Origin of the sequence: Desulfacinum hydrothermale DSM 13146 (assembly GCF_900176285.1) — a bacterium.
GTDB lineage: Bacteria > Desulfobacterota > Syntrophobacteria > Syntrophobacterales > DSM-9756 > Desulfacinum > Desulfacinum hydrothermale.
On record NZ_FWXF01000007.1, the window covers coordinates 79,941 to 101,202 of the forward strand.

Below are 21,262 nucleotides of genomic sequence, written 5' to 3' on the forward strand. Positions count from 1 at the left end.
GAACCCAGTCCGCACGGGCCATGGCGGGGAGCATCCAAAATCCCACGCTCACTACCACGATCGTCAACCATTTTCGGGCTCGCATGATTCACCTCCCTTTTTTCCCATCTCCCTTTTACGACCCATGCCCTCGTCTCAACCCATTGGATGCCCCCAACGCTCCCATGGGATGACAAGCGCCAGAAGATTTCTGGCCGTGGGCAACGGGAATGTGTGAGAAAGCCAGTGTCCATGGCGCGGCCACGGACAGGTTCTTTTCAAGCCCCCGCTCCTGCGCTAAAGTGCGGTCTCGCGCACTCTTGCTGAACCGGGAGCCGAGATGAACCCTGAGACATCCTCCAGATGCCCCAACGACCCGAGCCTTCAGGTGGGACGAGACGAACGTTTTGTTGCCCTTCAGGACGTGGGCCAAGGGTTCACAGCCAACCTTCCCGTGGCGGCCAGCGTGGCCGCTTACGGAAGCGTCCTGGGGGTTCTGGCGGTTCAAAAGGGAATCAGCTGGGTTCAATTGCTGGTGATGAATCTCAGCGTTTTTGCGGGATCGGCCCAGTTCGTCATGGTGGACATGTGGGTGCCCCCCCTTCCCATCGCGGAAATGACCCTGGCCGTGCTGGCCATCAACCTGCGCTACCTTCTCATCGGGGCCTCCCTGGAACCCGTTTTTCGCGGTGCTTCGTTCTGGCACAAGGCATGCCGGATGCACCTGGTGGCCGATGAAAACTGGGCCGTCACCATGGCGGTACGCCGTCGTGACGGATATGTTTCCACGGGCTTTCTTCTGGGAGGGGGATTGTGCGTGGTGACGGCCTGGTGCTTGGGTACCCTTTCCGGCCACTTACTGGGAGCGGCCATCGAGGATCCGTCGGTTTATGCCCTGGACTTCGCCTTTGTGGCCGTCTTTACGGCACTGGCCATGTCTCTTTGGCGGGGGGCTAGCGATACGGTTCCTTGGGTGGTGGCCGCCGCCACGGCCGTGGTCGTGGAACGCCTTCTTCCCGGCAAGTGGTATATCATTTGCGGGGCCCTGGCCGGGTCGCTGGTGGCCGCCTGCCGCAAAAACCGGCACGGTGGAGATGAAGCGGAGTCATGATGGGAAACGGGCAGGACCTGCAGGCCTATGGGGCCATTGTTGCCGCGGCGTTGGTGACCTACGGACTGCGTCTGGGGGGGCTCCTTCTTTCCAGCCGATTGCCCCGTGGTGGCAGATCCCGCGCCTTTATGGAGGCGCTTCCCGGCACGCTTCTGGTGGCCCTTGTGGCCCCGGGAATACTGGCCGCAGGCCCTTCCGGCATTGTGGCCGCCACCTGCACCGCAGCCGTTTCCCTGAAAAACGGAAACGTCTTTTTGGCCATGCTGGTGGGCATGGCCGTCAAACTGGCCGGACAATACCTTGCGGGCTAGCGGACCGACCAGGTCGGCAAAAGCCGGGCGGGGCCGGGTGCCTCCGCACCCCGGCCCCGCCGCGTTCCTTTATGCGACACCCGATGTTTTCGGCGTACGGGTCTTCCATCAAAACAGGTCGGAGGCGTCCTCCCGGCCGCCGGAAAGGTGCGGCGCATATTGGCAGTCGGTTCCCAGGATATGCTTTTTCAGCCATGTTTCCAGGAATTCCAGAACTTCGAAGCTCAAGCCCACCTCGCCCTTCTGGAATTTGTCCACGACCTCCTGGACCTTTTGCACAAACTTTGCGTGCGTTTCCCGGTGGGCGGCCAGATCGGGATAACCGCACCGCTCCATGGCTCGTTCCTCGTCCTCAAAGTGGGTTTGGGTGTAGTCCACCAATTCTCCCACAATCGGTTCCAATACCTTCTTTCCTTGGCCCTGTCGCATCGCGTGGGCCAATTGATTGACCAAGGCAAAGAGCCTTTTGTGCTGACGATCCAAATCAAAGTCCCCCACGGAATACTCGTCGGTCCATACCATCACATCCTTTCCGGCGGATGGCCCCGGAGCCGGCTTTCCTTGCTTGTGGGCCGTCGGGGCGATGGAACGGGCCGCACTTTGAAGCCGCCTTTGAGGCAAAGCGGGCGGACTCACTTCCTTAGGCTTTTGGGCCCCGCCTTTCAAGCGTTTCATCTCGGAATGATGGGGCAACGCGGGCGCATCCTCGGAATGAGCCTGCCGGCTTCCGACCACTTGGGCCAGTTGCTGGACGTATTCGCGAACCTGCTGGGCCTGGGCCCGCAGCTCCTCGCTGGCCGAAGCGGATTCCTCCGCATTGGCGGCGTTTTGCTGCACAACGCGGTCCATATCGGCAACGGCCCGGTTGATCTGCTCGATGCCTTCGGCCTGCTCACTGCTGGCCGCAGCGATTTCGGAGACCAGCTCGCCGATCCGGGCCGATCCTTCGGCCACTTTGGCAAACGCCTTGGATACCTGTTCCGACGCCTCGTTTCCAAAGCCGACCTTTTGAACGGTTCGATCGATGATCTCGGATGTATTTTTGGCCGCTTCCGCGGCGCGCATGGCCAGGTTGCGCACCTCGTCGGCCACGACGGCAAAGCCGGCACCGGCCTCGCCGGCCCGGGCCGCCTCCACGGCGGCATTGAGCGCCAGCAGGTTGGTCTGAAAAGCGATTTCATCGATGGTCTTGATGATCTTCTGGGTCTCCTGGCTGGCTTCGCCGATGTCTCCCATGGCCTCTTCCAACGTCTCCATGGCCTTTTGGGCTTCCACCAAGTTCTCTCCTGTCGCCTTGGTGATGGCGTCGGCCTGGGAGGCGTTGTCCGCATTCTGCCGGGTCATGGCCGCCATCTCTTCCAAGGCCGAAGAGGTTTCTTCCAAAGAGGCCGCCTGCTGAGAAGCCCCGTCCGCCAGTTCCTGGCTCGATTCCGACACCTGCTCGGACGCTCCCGCCACTTGGTCCGCTCCCTCGCTCAGGCCTTCCACCACTTGAACGATGGGGGCGGCGGTCCGACGGCCGAAGGCCACGGCGACCCCTCCGCCCACGGCCAACATCACCAGGGCGATTCCCAGGGCCCACTTCATGGATTGCCACTGCCCTTCGCCCAGTTGCCGGGCCGCATGCCGCGCCGTCTCCATGAGTTCGTCCTGGGCCATGGTGGTGGCCACCACATAGGTGGCGTCTCCCACCCGAAGCGGCTTGTAGGCCACGAATTTGGCAACGCCCTCGAACTCGTAGGCCCCCGTTCCTTTCTCACCACCAAGCCCCTTTTTCATGAGCTCCCCAAGCACGCCGTAACGGGCATCGGTCAGCGCAATCCCGTCCGTCAGAGTGTACTTGGGGTGGGAAATAAGAATTCCTTCCGGATTGACCACGTATGAATAGCCCGTTTTTCCATAGGTCTTGGATGACAACACCTCCCAGACGACGGCCCAGTCCAGATTGACCACCACTGCCCCCATGAATTGATCCTTTTCCCGCAGGGGCATCACCACGCGCATCTCAGGCCTGCCCGTGTATTCGGCCAAGACGACACCCGTGTTCACGGGGCCGTCGGCCTTGCCGGCCTCTTGAAACCAGGAGGTGGCACTCTTGTTTTCCAGATCGTGCACGAAGGCGCCGTCCACGAATTTGAGCACTTCCCGGCCCTTTGCATCCAGGTAGCGAACCTGGCTGTAAAGTGGCCTTTCGCCTTGCGCGGTATGTACGACGCCCAGCTTCCAAAGGGCCTCCATCTCCCCGCGGAATCCGCGCCAGTAGGCTTTCTGTGCTTCTCCCGCCAGATCCTCCCACGAGCAAGTGGCCATGATGACCCAGCCGTAATCGACATATTCAATACCTGCCATCACCCGCGGGACACCATCTCCACCCTTGAAGCTGATAAAGGCTTTGCCAACCTCACGCGCCTTGGAGTAGGCGGCCAAAATCTGTGACGCATCGGGGAGGTCTCCCACCTTTTTACCCACCTGCTCGCTATCCGGATGGGCGACGATGACTCCTTGCCCATCCACGATGAAGAAGATGCCCGAAGTGCCCAGGTGAGCCGAGGCGATGGCTTTCTGGATTCCTTCCACATCCTTTTCCCGGATGGTGACGGCCACGGCCCCCATCACTTGTTCAAAGGGATCCACTAGAGGCGCGTAGAGGCTTTGGACCCATTCGCCGTCCCTCTTTTCCCTGGCGTGGTACGTTTGCCCCTGGAGGACCGCTTGGATGAACGGGTTCGGATCTCCCTGGGCACCTTTGGCCGGCACGAAGGTGCCCACGTGGCGCATCTTTTCGCCCTTGACGACGCTGGAGCCGACCCGAAGCATATCTCCAGCCTCGTTCATGCGTTGAAAGATGATACAGTCGCTTCCCGAAATGGCCTTCACATCATCGATGACGGCCACCTCCTGGTCCAACGAATCGACGGGGTAGAGCAGTTTCTGGCCGAATTGAATCAGGGGAAGTTTTATGGACTGTGCCTCACCCGTGAGCTCGTTTTTCGCCTTCCAGCGGTATTCAATTCCCGCGGTGACCGCCATCCCGTACTGCTTCATGACGGCGCGAGCCAGTTTCAAATCCCTTGTCAATTTTTGTTCCACCGAACGCCGGCGCGCCTCCAGCAGGTCGAAAAAGCGGCCGATCTCGGCAAAGACGCGTTCCTTTCCAAGATTTCTCAGGGTTTCGTTGGTTCCCGTCTCGGCGCTCAGATAACCTTGCAGGTTGGATGAGGCCGCCAGCCGTTGCGCGTCGTTTTCGGTCTGCTGCACCAGGTTGGATACCAGGGCATGGTCGTTTTCCAAAATGGTACTCAGTCGGGCCTTGGCCTCTTTGACCATCGCATCCTTGAGATACTGGTTGAGGTGCTCGGACTGGGACGTGGACAGAACGGCGTTCAGGATCGTGTTGGCAGTCAGGGGAACGGCCACCATGGCGACACAGAGGAGGATCAACTTGGACTTTAATGTCAATCGCATGAGAATCGGCTCCTTTCCTTTCTCTCCGATCAATGGTCACTTAGCGCCCGCGCGCCCATCCACTCACCCTATCGGTTCCCATGCCCAGAACCTTGAGGCAAAATCGTCGAGCGGTCCCCGCGGATTCCCCACCATGAAGATCCCCCGCCCCAAGGAATCCCGGACGCGAAAAAAGCCGGCCCCTCTCCAACGGCACCTTGACAGGAAAAGGTCCTTTGGATAGCATTGCATGAACACATGCTCATATGTGGAGGAATCAATGGATCCGGAGACCTGTGCGGTCCTTTGCATTCACCCGGACAAGGTGGAGGCGGCCCGATCGGCCATGGTATCAGAGGAAACCGCAGGGCGCCTGGCGGAACTCTTCAAGGTCCTGGCAGATCCCACCCGGGTGCGCATTCTGAGCGCCCTGCAGCAGGGGGAACTCTGTGTGTGCGACCTGGCGGCCGCCACCGCTGTTTCCCAGTCGGCCGTCTCCCACCAGCTCCGCCTGCTGCGTGTGGCCCGGTTGGTGAAAGTTCGCCGGGAAGGCAAGATGGCCTTCTACTCACTGGACGATGATCACGTACGCCGCCTCTTCCGTGAAGGGCTGGATCACGTGGCCGAGCAGTGATCCACTACCAAGGAGAAACGATGCTGGAATCCTCTTATCTGGTCCTTTTCAAGGTTTTGGAAAACAGCTGGCAAATCCTCGTGGAGGCGGCCCCTTACATCCTCTTTGGACTGCTGGCCGCTGGATGGGTGAAGGCCTTCCTGCCGGAAGAGAAGGTTCTGCAACACCTGGGGGGCCGGACCACGGCGGCCGTGGTGAAGGCCTCGATACTGGGCATCCCGCTGCCGCTCTGTTCCTGCGGAGTCCTGCCGGTGGCCATGGATTTGCGCAAACGCGGCGCGGCCAAGGGGCCGTCCGCAGCCTTTCTGGTCTCTGTTCCCGAAACGGGCGTGGATTCCATCGCCATCACCTATGCCCTTTTGGGCCCGGTTCTGGCCGTCTTGAGGCCCCTGGCCGCCCTTGTCACCGCCACGGTCACGGGGCTGATCGTCAATCGCCTGCCGGAATCGGCCACGCCGCCCACTGCGCCGTTTCCCTTTGCGCAACCCAACGGACCGGCCGAGTCCGCGCCCAGCTCCTCGAAAACAGGGCCGTCTTTCGGCCGCCGGATTGTGGACGGCGTGCACTACGCCCTTTTCGATCTGCTCCAGGATCTGGGCGGCTGGCTCTTTGCGGGGATCCTGATTTCCGGGGTGATTGCGGTCGTCCTCCCTCAAGACGTCTCCCGGTTTCTCTCCACCCACGAAGGCTGGTCCCTGGTGCTCATGCTTGTGGTGGGAATTCCCATCTACATCTGCGCCAGCTCGTCCACCCCGGTTGCCGCAGCGTTGATCTTGAAAGGACTTTCCCCTGGAGCGGCGCTGGTCTTCCTCCTGGCAGGGCCCGCCACCAACACCGCCACCTTGACGGTACTTGCGCGCTTTTGGGGCAAGGCCGTTACCGCCGTCTACCTCCTTTCCGTGGGTGCGTGCACCCTGATCATGGGCTGGCTCACCAATGTCCTGTTCCACACCTTCCAGCTTCCCCTGGCCGCCACGCTCCTTCGGGTCCAAAACACCACCCCGTATCCGTGGGAAATCGTGTCGGGGATCTTGCTCCTGAGTCTTTATCTGGTTCCGCTCATCGCATCAAAGATCCGCAAGCGCCTGTCCGCCACAAGATTCCAGCCCGGGGCCGGCTCCTGCTCGTGCTCATCCCTTCCCGGCACCTGATCTTCCTCCCGTTAACCGGCGCGGCGCGCCGGTCTTGGGTGGCGAAAGGCCCTGCGGTGGCCGCCCCCTGGCAGCTTGTCTGACAATGGGCCCTTGGCCTTTCATACAAATGCCATTCAACTGTGCCATGTGAAGTTTCTGAGCTTTGCAAGGGCGGGTTCCCAACCCGCCCCTACGGCACGCAAAAAGAAACACCGGGAACGGGGGAATTGCAACCCGTTGGAAATCCACCAAAAGGCCTAAAAGCCAGGGTAGGACAGGTTCTCATCAGCCTGTGTGAGAGGGCCCGGAGTGCTCCCTCCGTGCGGGGACGCAAAATTGGGGACTGCCAGGATATCCGGCAACGCCCATCTGGGAATGAACAGACTTTGCGCTCGCAGGGGGCGGCCCGGCGGGGGCCCCTACCGCCGGAGCCGTCAAGACCCTTTCGGCGCCGGCCCAATCCCCGGCCAGTCCGCCTTTTCAACGAGGAAACGCCATGTCGCGACAACTCCACGGCCTACCGAAACCGGTGGCTTTTGTCTTTTCCGGAGGCGTCTCCCTGGGTGCGGCCCAAGTGGGCATGTTGCGCGCCGTGCTGGAGGCCGGCATCCGGCCCGATCTTTTGGTGGGAAGTTCCGCCGGGGCCTTGAACGCCGCCTTTGTGGCCAAAGACATCTCTTTGGCCCGGGTGGAAGAACTGGCCCGCATCTGGCAAAATCTCAAGAAAGAAGATGTGTTCGGCCGGCCCACCCTTCGCCGTGCCTTCCATCTTCTTTTTCGCCGCATCTCCCCGGTCTCCTGTGAAGCCATGGAGCAGCTCATCGCCGCCCATGCCCCGGCATCCTACGAACGCCTACAAGCCGCTTTGGTTGTGGTCGCCACCAACTACTTTACTGGACAAACCGAGCTTTTCACCTCGGGAGATCTCCGGCGTCATCTTCTGGCCAGCACCGCCATCCCGGTGGTCTTTCCCCCTGTGTCCATCGGATCCGCACTCTACGTGGATGGGTCCGTTTCGGCCCACGTCCCCTTGCTGCCGGCCCCATGCCCGCAACAAGTCCCCGCCTACGATTTTTCCCACCGCCAGGAGCTCGTGCGCATGGGCTTCGATGCCGCCGCCGGCTTTCTCGCCCAGACCAGATTGAGCGGCCCCGGCGTCTATGGGGCGCCCCATTCCCATGGCGAAGCCCCTTGATACGATGAGGAAATGGCGCCTCCAGGGGCGCCTTCTCCTTGAATCCCCGGGCCGAGGACGCTACCGTGAGGCAGGTCCATGGAATCAGGGGCCCGGACACCCCCCCAAACGACGGCCCGGGAGCGTGGCCGAGAACGCCACGATTGCTCGCTGTGGGCTTCGGCGGGCGGCCTGACCAGGCCGCTGTAGGGGCGGGTTCCGAACCCGCCCCTACAAAATTCAAGAAACATCACATGGCACAGTTGCATTGCATTTGTCAGAAAGGCCATTGTTACACAGTCTCCCAAGGAGGCGCCGAGACACGCAAATTGGAGCACAAGAAGACACGAGGAGTTCACCATGGCTTTTGATCCCCGCGAGTGGATGCGGATGCACTGGGACACCACGCCCATCTATGTTCGACCGGATCCCCCCTGCTGGATGGTCCCCAACGAGCCGGGAGATCGTCTTCTTCTGGAAGCGACAGCAAAGCCGGGGCGTCTGCCGACCCACGACGCCGACCGCTTCTGGAATCGACTGCCCGAAGCCGCTCCCTCGGATTACACGGGCAGGGCGGACCTTTTGAGACCCCGTCATCTCAAGGAATTCTGGATCCATCTGACCGACCGGTGCAACCTTTCGTGCCGTCACTGCCTTTTCGCCTCATCGCCTTCCCAGGCCCGTGAGCTGCCGGCGGCAGCCGTGCTGGAAGCGGCTCGGCAGGCCCATGAGCTGGGCTGCCGTCTTTTCGCCCTCACGGGAGGAGAACCCTTGGTGCACCGCGATTTTCCCCGTATTATTGAAGCCCTCCTGGAGCTTTCGGACACCCATGTGGTGGTGCTCACCAACGGGCTGGCCGCCCGTTCCGTGTTGGAAAAGAACCATTGGGATCCCGAACGGCTGCACCTGCAGGTGAGCTTGGACGGACTGGAGGAACGCCACGACGCGGTGCGTGGCAAGGGGACCTTCGCCAGAACGGTGCGGGGACTTCGGGAAATCTCCCGCATGGGGATCCCTTTCACCCTTTCCATGTGTCCCACCCGTTCCAACCTGGACGACGTGCCCCACATGCCGGAACTGGCAAGACAAGTGGGGGCGTCCAACATCCATTTCATGTGGTACTTCGTCCGGGGGCGAGGCGTGTCGGAAGAATTCGTCCCGCCCGGCGAACTCTTTTCGACCGTGCGCCGTGCCGCCCAACGAGCCCAATCCCTGGGCATTTCGGTGGACAACCTTCAGGCCCTGGCGTCCCAGGTCTTTTCCCCGGCGGGAACCCGCCACGACGGAAGCGGGATGGCATGGGAGTCGCTGGCCCTGGGCCCCGACGGAAACCTCTACCCTTCGGCCGCCCTGGTGGGCCTTCCCGAACTGGCCGTGCCTTGGCCCCACGGACTGGAAAAGGCCTGGAAGGAAAGTCCCCTCTTCCAGCAAATCCGGCGCGAAACGGCCGCGCGGCTCGATCATCCGCTCCGGTTCATCCTGGGCGGCGGCGATCCCGATCACAGCTACCTGGCCGGAGGCCGCTTCCTGGGAAGCGATCCCTACATGGCGCTCTACGAGAAATTGGCACTCTGGCTCATCTCCCACCGTGCTCCCAGCGCCGTCCCCGCCCACGGCCCGGCCCTTCGCCTCAAGATGGGCGATATCCTGGAAAGCTGCGGAAACGGCCATGGCGGTGTGGCCTTCACCCATTCCAACTGCCTGCTGGCCCTGGCCGCCCCGTCCAGCCTCTCCGTGGTTCGCGACTTCTATTCGGAGGCCGCCGCCCGCCCCAAACTGGACATCCTCAATCCCGTCCACTACCCCGAGGATCTCATGGCCCATATCCCGGAACAATATCGCTTTCGCGGCTACGGCTGCGGGAGCCCGGTGGTGGATGCGGGTCTTCGAGAGGGCCAGACGGTCGTGGATTTGGGCTGCGGAGCCGGTGTGGAGTGCTTCATTGCGTCCAAGCGGGTGGGACGCCACGGACGCGTCATCGGCATCGACATGCTGGAAGCCATGCTCAAGCGCGCTCGAACCGGAGCCCAACACACGGCAAAACGCCTCTGCTACCAGAACATGACCTTCCTCCGTTCCCTTCTGGAATCCCTTCCCCTGGAAGACCGGACGGCGGACGTGGTCCTTTCCAACTGCGTGCTCAACCTTTCCACCGACAAGCGACGCGCCTTCCAAGAAATCCATCGGATCCTGCGCCCCGGCGGGAAGCTGGTGGTCTCTGACGTGGTCTGCGATACCGATCCATATCCGGCCGTCCGCAACGACCCGGTGCTCCACGGCGAGTGCATCGCCGGTGCGCTCACGCAACGGGATCTGGTGGGGATCCTGGAAGAATCCGGGTTCAGCTCCGTGCGCCTGATCAAGAGGTTTCCCTACCGCGTGGTCCGAGGACATCGGTTCCACAGCCTCACCTTCGAAGCCCGCAAAGAAGGCGCCGACGCCGCGGTTCCCGTCCTCTACCCGGGCCCCTTCGCGGCCGTGGTCACCTTTTCCGGAAGACGGCTCACTGCCGGCCCGGTCCACCGGATCCCGCAATGGGAGGCGGAGGTCCTGAACGATCAGCTGTGGGTTCTGGATTCTGCGGGGGCTGTCACCAACCGGGAAGAGACCGACTGCTGCGCCTGTTCGCCGCCGGAGGAGCCGCCCAGCGCACGGAGCGATGCGGCCCCGACGCCACCCAACAGTCCCGCCTTCGGCGAAGACCGAAGCATTGCGCTTAAACGCCGTTCGGGATGCATGGTGTGCGGAGAACCGCTGTCCTACGAGTCCTCGGAAGTGCTTCGAACCTGTTCCTATTGCGGTGGCCGCTTCTTGTCTTCCGCCCGGTGTCTCAAAGGCCACTTCGTCTGCGACGCCTGTCATTCCCGAGACGCCCTCTCGGTCATGGAACACATCTGTCTGGCCTCTTCCGAAACGGACCTGATCGCCTTGATGGATAAGATCCGCCGCCATCCGGCCATGCCGGTCCACGGACCGGAACACCACGCCCTGGTGCCCGCCGTGATCGTGACCGCCTACCGCAATGCGGGCGGCCCGGTGGGCGAGGATCAGATCCGTTCCGCGCTGCGGCGCGGCTCCCGGATCCCCGGCGGGTCCTGCGGGTTCATGGGCTGCTGTGGAGCGGCGGTGGGTGTGGGAATCGCCTTTTCCATCCTGGTGGAGGCCAACCCGGTCAAGGGCCCCCAACGCCGCCTGGCCCAGCAGGCCACCCAGGCGGCCCTGGCTGAGATCGCGGCCCTGGATGCCGCCCGTTGCTGCCAGCGGGATTCCTGGATCGCTCTCAAGAAAGCGGCCGAACTCTCCAACCACATCCTGGATCGCCCATTGGGTGCCAACCATCCCCTCAAATGCCGCCAGCAGGCAAAGAACCGCGAATGTCTTGGCGCCACCTGCCCTTTGCTCAGGAATCTCAACGGATGCGCGGACCAGGGGATTTCGGCGTGACGATGGATGGATAGACGGAGTTCGCAGCGGGACCAACGGAGTCCATGTCAGGTGGGAAAACCTTCTGCTCAAGCCCCAACGGGATGAAGGATGGGGGACATTTCCATCGGTCGGGCTCCGGTAGGCACGCCGCGCGGGCTCGCCCAAGAAGGGAGAATCATGGGGAATCACAACTCGGAAGACACGCCCGCCGTGCTGCAGCCCTGGGATGAAGCAAACCGGGAATTGGCTTCCTTGGTCCGTCCGGCGGACTGGAAGAACCCCGAGCCTGCTTCCCACTACAACCTGGTGGTCATCGGAGCGGGCACCGCCGGGTTGGTGACCGCCGCCGGCGCTGCGGGCCTGGGCGCCCGGGTGGCTCTGGTGGAACGGCACATGCTCGGCGGAGACTGCCTCAATGTGGGTTGCGTGCCGTCCAAGGCTCTTCTGGCCGCGTCGCGCGCCGCCGCAGCGGTGCGCGACGCTGACCGTTTCGGTGTCCTGGTCCCGGAAGGCGTCCGCGTGGACTTTCCACGGGTCATGGAGCGCATGCGCCGCCTGCGGGCCTCCATCGCCCCCAATGATTCCGCCCAACGGCTTGCGGACCTGGGGGTGGACGTTTTCTTCGGGAACGCCCGCTTTGTGGATTCCCAAACGGTGGACGTGGACGGCACACGTCTCAGATTTCAAAAGGCCGTTATCGCCACCGGAGCCCGTGCCGCCGCTCCGCCCATTGCCGGCTTGGAAACGGTTCCCTACCTCACCAACGAATCGCTCTTTTCCCTGACCGAGCTTCCCCAGCGGCTGGGGATCATCGGCGCCGGTCCCATCGGCTGCGAGATGGCCCAGGCCTTCGCCCGGTTCGGATCCAGGGTCTTTCTGGTGGAAGCCCTGCACGGGATTCTTCCCCGGGAGGATCCGGACGCCTCACAGATCGTTTGGAGGGTCATGGAGCGCGATGGAGTGGAACTCTTGTGCTGCGGGCGGGACCTGGCACTGAGTCCCGGCCCGGACGGGGCGGTCCGTATCCGGGTGCACACCCACGGTCGGGCCAGGCAGGAGGACGTGGACCATCTCCTGGTGGCGGTGGGCCGGGCTCCCAACCTGGAAGGATTGGATCTGGACCGTGTGGGAGTGGCCGCCACGCCCAAGGGTGTGGTCGTGGACGAGCGCCTTCGCACCACCCATCCGAAGATCTATGCGGCTGGGGACGTGTGTTCCCCCTACCAGTTCACCCACGCGGCCGACTTCATGGCTCGCATCGTGATCCAAAACGCCCTGTTCTGGGGCCGAGCCAAGGCCAGTGCCCTCACCATCCCATGGTGCACCTACACGGACCCGGAAATCGCCCATGTGGGCCTCTATGAAAAGGAGGCTCGCAAGCAAGGAGTGGAGATCCGGACCTTCGACCTTCCCCTTTCCCAAGTGGACCGGGCTGTCCTGGAAGGCCGAAGCGAGGGGATGGTGCGGGTCCATACGCGCAAGGAAAGCGATCGAATCGTCGGGGCCACCGTGGTGGCGCCCAACGCCGGTGATATGATCGGGGAGCTGAGCCTGGCCATCACTCACCAGATCGGCCTGAAAGGCCTGGCGGCCGCCATCCACCCCTATCCCACCGTGGGGGAAGGTTTACGCAAGGCGGGCGATCTTTACAATCGAAGCCGACTCACCCCGAGGACAAAAAAGATGCTTGCAAAGCTCATGGCCTGGCGCCTCAGGCTCTTCAACACCTAAAAACTTGTCCGGGAACGCCCAGATTGCTGCCTGGGGGCCCGTGCGGTCGGCTTGGCCAGGCCGCCGTAGGGGCGGGTTCGGAACCCGCCCCTACAAGGCTGTCTCGGAACGCAAAAAGCACCACGGGGCCGGTGAAATTTCAACTGGTCAGAAGGCCACAAAAGGGCGAAAGGCCATTATCTGGCAGGCTCCTAGCCCAAGTTTGTCACTTTTTGGCGTATGTTGTTGTTATTCTTAGAATGTGGTTTTTCATTTTTCCCTACAAATTTTCAATCAATGCTCAGGACCCTTTTCCAGGGACAGAGCGGAAGTCCGAGGGCATTGAACATTTCCACATGGATCGGCTCCGCCTCAGAAGTATTTCGGATGTGGATCATTTGTCCCTTGTCAGTGATCATGGTGGCGGCCACCCGTGTAGGGCCCCTATTGATGCATGCCTTCCTTGTTTTTGGATCGTAAATCTGACATGTGCATTTTATTGGAAGGGCAACCCAGCAGCAACTGTTCACCGGCCGAGTGCGGCTGGTGAAGCCGGAGGTGGCGCCATGAAACACCAACCTGGTAGGCTGGGATCCTGCGGTTCAGCGCGGAAGGTATTGCCGAGCCAGAGCTCGGTGTTCCCAGTGATGTCGAGCCCTGGTTCGCCGCCCCCTGGGAGCACCGGGCTCCAGCCCGGTAAAGAGAATCACGCTTACAAAGGCTGGTACAGCCGGGGGTATCTGCCTCATTTGGATGCGCCGGCATTGCTCCAATCTGTTACCTTTCGCCTGGCCGATTCGTTGCCACAGGAGAGATTGCCCCAGTTGGAGCGAGAACCGGCAACCAAGCCCGTAAACGAGCGGGAGAAGTGGAGGCGTCAGCGCATCGAAGCGTGGCTGGATCTGGGCATGGGCTGCTGCGCCTTGCGCCATCCACGTCTTGCCGCGTTGGTGCAGAATAACCTCTTGTATTTCGACGGCTCACGCTACCGGCTGCTGGCCTGGTGCGTGATGCCCAACCATGTGCATGTGCTGATCGAACAGCAGGCTCCCTTGTCCAAGATGGTGCAGTCGTGAAAATCCTACACCGGCAGGTGGGCGCTGGCCCATGCCGCCGAGCTGGGGATCAGCGTGCCCGGCAAGCGTTTTTGGATGCGAGACTATTGGGATCGATACATTCGCGACCAGCACCATCTGAATGCGGTGATCGCCTACATACACAACAACCCCGGGAAGGCAGGGTCGTGTAAAAATCCGCACGAGTGGAGATGGTCCAGTGCGGGATATGGGCAGGAGATGGCTTGAAGGCATGGAGCGATCTGAGTGGGGATATCCTGGGTTGCCGTGCTGGGAGTGCCAGGCTCCCGCCCGGCGGTCGGGAACTTCCGCCCGGATCCGGCCGGCGCATCTTTACGCTCGGGGCGCTGCGGATCAGCTCTCATTCGATGGCGCCATGTAGACAACCACATGACGGTCCTGCACGGCGATTCGCCCTCCGTCCCGGAGTCTCCCCATGGCCCGAGTGATGCTCACTCGATGGGCTCCCACCAGAAAGCTCAGTTCCTCGTGCGTCAAAGGAAAATGGATGGCGTATCCCCCGGCGGTCCGTCTGCCGTGCTCCCTGGCCACGCTCACCAACACCCTGTAGAGACGCTCCTCCAGATTGGAAAAGGACAGGCTCTCCGCCCGATCCGTCAAGAGCTGAATTCTCTTGGTCAGATTCCGGATCACCTGAAGCCCCACAGCCGGCCGTTGGCGAATCAGCGCCTCGAATCTTTCCTTGGTGAAGCCGCAGATCAGGGTGCGTTCCATGCACACCGCACTGACCGGATATTGCGTTTCTTCCGAAAGGATCTGCTCGCCTAAAAAATCGCCGGGTTTTCGTATGTCCAGAGTGATTTCATGGCCGTCTTCCAGCACTTTGCTGAGCTTGACGCGTCCGGCCTTGATAAGAAACATCCGGCGCAGCGCCTCCCCCTGGTAAAAGATGACCTCCCGTTCCTCATAGATCCGGCGCTCGGCCGCCGAAACCAGGGCTTGGATGTCCGCCGGTTCCAGGTTCTCGAAGAGCCAGAGATTGCCGATGCACTCCGGGTGGACCCGCAGATCTTCGCCGAACAGTTCTTCGCACAGGCATCCCATGCAAGGTTCTCCTGGAAACTCCGGTTGGCTTATCCGATGAACTGCCGAAGGCGAGTACAGAACTCCCTTATATCCACCGGTTCGACCGTCAGCGGCACCTGGACCAGATCGAAGAAAGTGAGGATTTCTTCCTCACTGAGAGGATTGAGTCCTGCGTCCAACACGAGGATCTGGTCATAACGTCCCAGCTGGATCCGGGTTTCCACCACATCCCAGCCCAAGGCGGCCATGAGGGTGGGCCAAGTGCGCACCCAGGCCGGAGTCATGAGCATGGTGCGGTCCTTTTCCAGCTCACGCGCTCTCGGACCAACCATCCATTCCAGGCAGTTGCGATAAGGAGCCAGCTCCATGCCGTTTTCTTCGGCGATCCGTTTGAGCTCGGGATGGCATCCTGTGCCGAAAAGAAGATACGGCGGACGGCCTTCGGGCAAAATCTCGTGAAGTCCGCGGCAGATGCCTTCCTCCAGGCGACCCAAGTCCGCATGGAGAGCCGCCTCCACCCAATGGATGGTCACATCGCTTCGATCGCCAAGGCAAGCTTGCAACTCATCCTCGAAAATCCGGCATGCCACGAGGGCTTTCATTTCCCCCCCTTCCCATCCCCCGCTCAGAGCGCAGGCGCTTTCGAATCTCTTTTCCCACCTTGTGGGTCCGCTCCCAAACGCTTGATTGATCTTCAACGCGGCGGAACTTGTCCGGCGTGATACGGGCATCTTGGCCGAAGATCCAGGGGATGGCACTCATGGAGCACGTTTCGCCATATCCGCATACCATGCATTCCGGATTGCCGACAATCTTCAACGTTTCCAGAACCTCCATGCCTTCCAGGCGCAAGGCATGGGTGAGCTGACCAGCGGATTCGTCCAAGCCGGGGGCGCCTCGTCCGATGCCCGTGACCACCGCCACGGCCAGCTTTCCCCTGTTCAGCCCATTCTGGTGGCGCAAAGAAAAGAGTCTTTCCAAAAACGCCTTGGTGAAGGCATCCAGCGACCCGTAGGGAGCATAACCGCCGACGACCACAGCGGCCGCCCCCTTCAGCTTCTCGGCAAGCGGCGGGAAGTCGTCCTTCACTTTGCACTGGTTATCGTCTTTGCAGCCGAGGCAGGCGATGCATGGTCTCACGTTCAGGCGACTGAGCTTAACGAATTCGAAGGGAAGCCCGCTGGCCTCCAGGACTTTCAACACCATCCGATCCGTGTTGCTGTTCCGAATCGGGCTCCCTGAGATTCCAATGATCGGGATGCGCGTCATTTCGTTTCCCCTCTTTACCTGGAGATGACAGGTGCAATCCGTGATGGGCTACGCGTCAAACGATCGATCAACACCCTGGACTCCAGAAGGAGCAACCAGAGCCCCCCTTGGGATCACCTATCGGTCAAACCGGCTTTCCCCGTCCGTTGTCCCAGCCTTACGAGATGACCACGCCATCAAGAATCCGTTTGGGGGGGAAGGGCATCCAAGGCCCTTCCCCGTTGCGTTCACTTCTTTTCTTCTTGGTCTTTGCCTTTTTCTTCGGCCAGGACCACTTTCCTACCACACAGATCGCAACGCCCCTCTTCCGTAATGCAAGGCTGTTTCGGGGCCTCGCCTCCGCAGATTCCACATTTCGGCATGCTGATCACCTCCTTTCTTGGGATCTTTCCGTTCCACCCGATTTCAACAATAGAGGATCAAAGTCTATCTTTCTGTAGTCATTGCTACAAAGCTGGGAAAACTGATCTTTGTGGGAGGATTTCTCGACATTGAAAGCCGGGGGGCCTTTTGCTTTTTGGCAAGTCCAATAAGCCCAAATCTTGCCAATTTGCCCAAGGACCTGCGGCAGCTCATATCTTGCGCCCTTGGGGGAACGCCGACCGACGTATTGACACACACGCCGGGAAAGCGGATGGCACGAGACACCAGGTGCGCCGTCAATCACGGCCTGCTCGCCCGCAACGACTGCCTGAAATTACGACCGCTGACACGCATGGCCCTTTTTTCACACGGACACCCACGGCGCTAACTGGGTGCCATGCTCAGATCCCGCGAGAAATCTGGTCTTTAGGCACACAGAGTACCTTCGGTGCTCCCAGTCCCCTCTCCCCACGTCAAACGGCAAGCGACGGCCCAGGTATCAAGTGGTGGCAATGGTGAGCCTCCTGGGACTGGGGAGGCCATCCGCCCATTCACCGACCCCGGGGAGGCTCGTCTTCCAACCACCTCCAGAGTATGCTAATCTTCCTGCATCAGAAAACATGCCCCCGGGGAGAGCCATGGGAAGCTATGATGCTGCGGTGAAGGTCATCTTGGGCCACTGCCGGCAGGCCGCCCTGGAATATTTCCTGGGCCTCCAGGTGGAGGGATCCGAGATCCTTGAATTGCCCCAGGAAACTGCCACTTTTAGGCGGAGCGATTTTCCCATCAGGGTCCGGACTTCCGATGGCCGGGTATTCGTGGTGCTCCTGGAGGTGCAGAGCCGTTGGGAGCGTGACCTTCCCCTGAGGCTTCTCGAATACGACGCACGCTATCGGCTCAAGACGGGGTTATCGGTGCTTCCCGCCGTCTTGCTCCTCACTCCCAGCAGGGCCGTGGTGGAGAAGTACGAAGATGGGGGGCTTCGGTATGCGTTTCGGGTCATTTCCCTTGCGGCCATAGATGCCAGAGAGGTCTTGGACAAAGGTGATCCCTGTCTTTTCCCTTTTGTGGCTCTCATGAAGGGGGGAGTTGAGGTATTTGATGAGGCTGAGCGGTCCCTTACAGATGCGCTGCCGGCCGGGCCTCAAAGGGCGGATCTCCTCACCTGCATGGCCTTGTTGTCGGGGTTGGTGTCAAAGGAGTTGCCTCAAAGGCTTTTGAGCAGGAGGAAGGATATCATGATGGAGTCAGTGGCCTACGAGATGATCAAAAAAGAAGGCTACGAGGAAGGGCTGCAGCAAGGCTTGCAGCAGGGCATGTTGGCGAATGCCCGGGAGATGGTGCTGGAGGCACTGGCGGAGCGTTTCGGGCTGATCCCCCGGGATCTGGAAGAGCGGATCATGGCGATCGATTCGCGAAGGCAGATCAAGGAATTACTGCGGCACGCCCTGCGGGCTCAATCGCTCGATGAGTTCCAAAAGGTCCTCAACCGACCTTGAACTCTGGCTTCCTCATTGCTCCTACGGCACCGGATCCCCAACCACCTCAGACCCGGGGCCGATGACACGCCCAAACCACGCCATTCCGGGCGTACACCCAGGATTTAAGAATACCCTGGCTCTTCAGGGGGCACCTTTCCAGTAAAATAGACACACGATAGGTTTACGATGCAGAAATGTGGGAGGTGTCCATGAGCCTGAAGAACTGGAGCGGCTTTTTCTGGGATGGCAAGCCGCGGCAGGCCCACGACGGCAGACATTGCGGCAGGAGCTCACATTTTTCGGCCTTTGGGAGCCCGGGGGCTCATGTTACAACTCTTCCATCTGCTGGAAGCGCGGTTTAAGGAAAATGGAGCGGCTTTCCATGAGTCAATCTCCAATCCCGACGCATATTGGGCGTCCCTGGGCAGGTCGCCCCGGAAAGGTCCGGCGGTGGCTCCCGTTTTTCCTCCTTGGTCTGATGGTATGTGTGTTTTTCGGGACCTTTGGCGCCGGAGCGCAAGATTCCCTGTTCGCCCTTCGCTGCTCGGGCCGACTGGTCCGGATCGGTGACTCCAAGGTGGATGTGTTGGCCAAGTGCGGCCCTCCGCTCTATGAGCAGTTCGTCGGGGAACGCAAGATCCGAACCCGTTTTGGCCACGACAAGCTGATTCTGGAAGACTGGATCTACAACTTCGGTCCCACCGATTTCATCCATATTCTTCGCTTCGAGGGAAGTCGGCTGGTGGAGATCCTTCGGGGCGAAAGGGGATATTAGGATCTGGCCTGAAAACGCTGGGGGTGAGCACATTTTTTCTGGCGCAGCCCTTCAGGGCCGCGCAAGGGCCCCCGGAGGTCGCCTGGGCCGCCGGGTTCGGCCTTGCCACTTCCTGATGTTCCCATGACCCCTTTCGGCGGGGCTGGAGCCCAGCTGCCACGAAGGCAATGGAAGTTTCCCTGCATCTTGAGCCGCGGAACCAGGCTCGGAAAAGCTCGATCCAACGCCGTTTCGCCCGATCCCCTCAGGTTCTCAAAAAAAAGCCGGGGGCCGGAGGCCCCCGGCTGATCGGTTTGCGTGCAGGTTGGGCCTACGGACCCACCTGCTGGTAGGGTTCGGTCTTTCCCGTGGCGTTGGGATAGTCCGTGGCCTTGTAGGCCTTCTGGTTGGTTTCCACCAGGTGGCGCGCCTCTTCCATGAAGTTGTTATAGCGTTTTTTGCACTCATAGAAGCCGTGCCACCAGGAGTAGTCGGGCGCCATCATGGCCGCGCCCATACGGGCCCGCCGGCCTTCGTGGTGCCACAGCTCGTAATATTCCACCTCCAGGCGTTCATCGAAGAACCTGGTCTTGTCCAGCAGGCCCTTGGCGTAGAGCTCATCCAGCATGGCCTTGGCCGGCTTGAAATAGACGTCGTTGTATTCCTGGACCACCTTGTCCATCTTCACGTAGTGGTCCGTCACCCAGGTCTTGCCGTGGCACTGCATGCAGATGGCCTGCATCTTTTCCCGCTCCACCTGCCAGTTGGTCTGCGCCGGCAGGGGCTTGAAGTCCGAGGGGCGCACGGTCAGCGGCGCCTGGAGCTCCCACGACAGCCGTTCGGTCACGTCATGGGTGGTGAGCACCGTTCCGGCTCCGGACATGTGGCATGAGGCGCACGTGGGACCCCGGAAGTCCACGCCCGGAGTCCAGGTGCCCGGAGCGGCGTTCCAGTTGTACTCATCCCCGAAGGCCGTGTAGATATCTCCGTGTTTGGATTCCATGTAGATCTCGATCTGCGGGTGGTCCGGGCCCAAGTGACATTGGCCGCAGGCCTCGGGCTTTCGCGCTTCCATGACGGAAAAGCGGTGGCGCGTGTGGCAGCTGGTGCAGCTGCCCTTGCTCCCGTCCAGGTTGATGCGGCCCACACCCACGTTGGGCCAACTGGCAGGATCCAGCTTGCCGTCCTTCATACGAACCACCGTGCCGTGGCAGTGGAAGCAGCCGGCCTCCCGTTCCGTGTCGCTGTTCATGCCCAGCTTCAACCACGGGTCGATCTTCCAAATGATCTCCCGGGTGTTGGCGTGCTTGCTCCGGCTGTATTGCTTCGCCTCGTCCGGATGGCACCGGGAACAATCCTTGGGCGTTACCACGGCGGCCACCGGCACCCGATATTCCTTGGTGCCGTAAGGCACATCGGAGCGCTCATACTGCTTGTAGTGATCCGGACTCACGTCCGGATCGAATTCTTCGGCCTGATGGCAGTCCAGGCACGTGATATTGGCACTGGCGTGGCGGCTGTGGGTCCAGTCGGAAAAGATTCCCGGACTCTCCCGGCGATGGCATTCCAGGCAGGCCACGGCCTCCTTGGGCATGGAACGCTCGATGCGAAACTCCTTGGCCTTGGGAAGGTTCACGGTCGTCTGCGCCCAGACCAACGCCGCCGTAGCCAAAACCATCCCCACGACCAAAACCGGCCCCTTCCACGAAACGCGTCGTCTTTTCATGGCAGATCCCCCCTTGTGCCTCCTACGGCGGTTCAAACCTACAGGCCCAATCCCCTGTAGTTTCCTTCCAACTGTTTGTAGGCGAAATGATCCCGCGCCACGTGCACCAGGTTGCGATGACAGTCCACGCAGCGTTTTTCATAGCCCGGCCGCGGATAGAGGACCGAACGATGGGCCAGCATGGCCCCCCGCTTTTCCGGCATATACAGGATGTTTCGATGGCATTTCTGACACTGGGCGTTCTTGAAAGAGGCGTAGGCGGTCTCCCGCGCCTTGGCGTGATCGTAGGCGTCGGGCCCTTCCGTGAAATGAACGAAGATATCTTTGATGCCGTGTATGGTCTTGGCGTAGAAGAACTCCACGGTGTCATGGGGCGCCGGCAGGTGGCAGTCCATGCAGTCGGCCACGAAGCCCTGGGCGTTGTTGGTGTGGGTGGACGTCTTCCAGGTGTTGTAGGCGAAGCGGATCTCGTGGCAGGAGGCGCAAAACTGGGGTGTGGAGGTGCGCACCATGGTGTAGTAGGTCATGGAAAAGAGAGGGAATCCCAGCACGATGCCCACGCCGATCCAAAGCAAGGCCTTGACCCAACGTCTCATCTTCGCCCTCCTTTCCCCCGTCGGATCC

Annotated in this window: 16 protein-coding genes; 10 read left to right on the forward strand and 6 right to left on the reverse strand. The window is 61.1% G+C overall.

The window, feature by feature from the left end; translation table 11 throughout:
* The first annotated feature begins 319 nt into the window (after window positions 1–319).
* A complete protein-coding gene (locus B9A12_RS07945) occupies window positions 320–1,090 on the forward strand; it encodes an AzlC family ABC transporter permease (protein ID WP_084057359.1) in 771 nt (256 codons plus the stop codon).
* Complete coding sequence (locus B9A12_RS07950) at window positions 1,087–1,401, forward strand: AzlD family protein (protein WP_212636872.1); 315 nt, start codon at window positions 1,087–1,089, stop codon at window positions 1,399–1,401. Before B9A12_RS07945 ends, B9A12_RS07950 begins: the two co-directional genes overlap by 4 nt.
* Window positions 1,402–1,509: 108 nt before the next feature.
* Here the strand turns inward: B9A12_RS07950 and B9A12_RS07955 are convergent, their stop codons facing one another.
* Window positions 1,510–4,866 (reverse strand): bacteriohemerythrin, encoded by a 3,357-nt coding sequence (locus tag B9A12_RS07955; protein WP_084057360.1) that lies wholly within the window; start codon window positions 4,864–4,866, stop codon window positions 1,510–1,512.
* A gap of 259 nt (window positions 4,867–5,125) precedes the next feature.
* Between B9A12_RS07955 and B9A12_RS07960 the strand changes: the two genes are divergently transcribed.
* The 6 genes from B9A12_RS07960 (at window position 5,126) to B9A12_RS17310 (ending at window position 13,998) form a co-directional block, all read left to right on the forward strand.
* Window positions 5,126–5,479, forward strand: a complete 354-nt coding sequence (locus tag B9A12_RS07960; RefSeq protein WP_139796547.1) for an ArsR/SmtB family transcription factor — start codon at window positions 5,126–5,128, stop codon at window positions 5,477–5,479.
* 20 nt (window positions 5,480–5,499) lie between these two features.
* On the forward strand, window positions 5,500–6,630 hold the full coding sequence (locus B9A12_RS07965) for an SO_0444 family Cu/Zn efflux transporter (protein ID WP_084057362.1): 1,131 nt from the start codon (window positions 5,500–5,502) through the stop codon (window positions 6,628–6,630).
* 478 nt (window positions 6,631–7,108) lie between these two features.
* Complete coding sequence (locus B9A12_RS07970; protein WP_084057363.1) at window positions 7,109–7,807, forward strand: patatin-like phospholipase family protein; 699 nt, start codon at window positions 7,109–7,111, stop codon at window positions 7,805–7,807.
* Between the two features lie 339 nt (window positions 7,808–8,146).
* Window positions 8,147–11,230, forward strand: a complete 3,084-nt coding sequence (locus B9A12_RS07975; protein WP_084057364.1) for a DUF5714 domain-containing protein — start codon at window positions 8,147–8,149, stop codon at window positions 11,228–11,230.
* A 159-nt stretch (window positions 11,231–11,389) separates the two neighbouring features.
* The gene (locus B9A12_RS07980; RefSeq protein ID WP_084057365.1) at window positions 11,390–12,943 is read left to right on the forward strand and encodes a mercuric reductase; all 1,554 of its coding nucleotides are present in this window, start codon (window positions 11,390–11,392) and stop codon (window positions 12,941–12,943) included.
* Between the two features lie 803 nt (window positions 12,944–13,746).
* The gene (locus B9A12_RS17310; RefSeq protein ID WP_212636873.1) at window positions 13,747–13,998 is read left to right on the forward strand and encodes a hypothetical protein; all 252 of its coding nucleotides are present in this window, start codon (window positions 13,747–13,749) and stop codon (window positions 13,996–13,998) included.
* Window positions 13,999–14,352: 354 nt separating this feature from the next.
* On the opposite strand, the gene B9A12_RS07990 is transcribed toward B9A12_RS17310, so the two are convergent.
* From B9A12_RS07990 to B9A12_RS08000, 3 genes are read right to left on the reverse strand one after another with little or no spacing between them, the layout of a single operon-like run.
* Complete coding sequence (locus tag B9A12_RS07990) at window positions 14,353–15,063, reverse strand: Crp/Fnr family transcriptional regulator (RefSeq protein ID WP_084057366.1); 711 nt, start codon at window positions 15,061–15,063, stop codon at window positions 14,353–14,355.
* 29 nt (window positions 15,064–15,092) lie between these two features.
* Window positions 15,093–15,647, reverse strand: a complete 555-nt coding sequence (locus B9A12_RS07995) for a DUF1638 domain-containing protein (protein WP_170920444.1) — start codon at window positions 15,645–15,647, stop codon at window positions 15,093–15,095.
* Window positions 15,610–16,314: a flavodoxin family protein gene (locus tag B9A12_RS08000; RefSeq protein WP_084057368.1), complete on the reverse strand. Its 705-nt coding sequence runs from the start codon at window positions 16,312–16,314 to the stop codon at window positions 15,610–15,612. Before B9A12_RS08000 ends, B9A12_RS07995 begins: the two co-directional genes overlap by 38 nt.
* A 1,001-nt stretch (window positions 16,315–17,315) precedes the next feature.
* On the opposite strand from B9A12_RS08000, the gene B9A12_RS08005 reads away from it, so the two are divergent.
* Entirely contained in the window at window positions 17,316–18,176 is an 861-nt protein-coding gene (locus B9A12_RS08005; protein ID WP_084057369.1) for an RpnC/YadD family protein, read from the forward strand.
* Between the two features lie 469 nt (window positions 18,177–18,645).
* Window positions 18,646–18,933 (forward strand): DUF2845 domain-containing protein, encoded by a 288-nt coding sequence (locus tag B9A12_RS08010; RefSeq protein WP_170920445.1) that lies wholly within the window; start codon window positions 18,646–18,648, stop codon window positions 18,931–18,933.
* Window positions 18,934–19,243: 310 nt separating this feature from the next.
* Here the strand turns inward: B9A12_RS08010 and B9A12_RS08015 are convergent, their stop codons facing one another.
* Together B9A12_RS08015 and B9A12_RS08020 are read right to left on the reverse strand one after the other, a co-directional pair.
* On the reverse strand, window positions 19,244–20,590 hold the full coding sequence (locus B9A12_RS08015; protein WP_342752488.1) for a multiheme c-type cytochrome: 1,347 nt from the start codon (window positions 20,588–20,590) through the stop codon (window positions 19,244–19,246).
* Between the two features lie 86 nt (window positions 20,591–20,676).
* Window positions 20,677–21,234 (reverse strand): NapC/NirT family cytochrome c, encoded by a 558-nt coding sequence (locus B9A12_RS08020; protein ID WP_084057372.1) that lies wholly within the window; start codon window positions 21,232–21,234, stop codon window positions 20,677–20,679.
* Window positions 21,235–21,262: the final 28 nt, after the last annotated feature.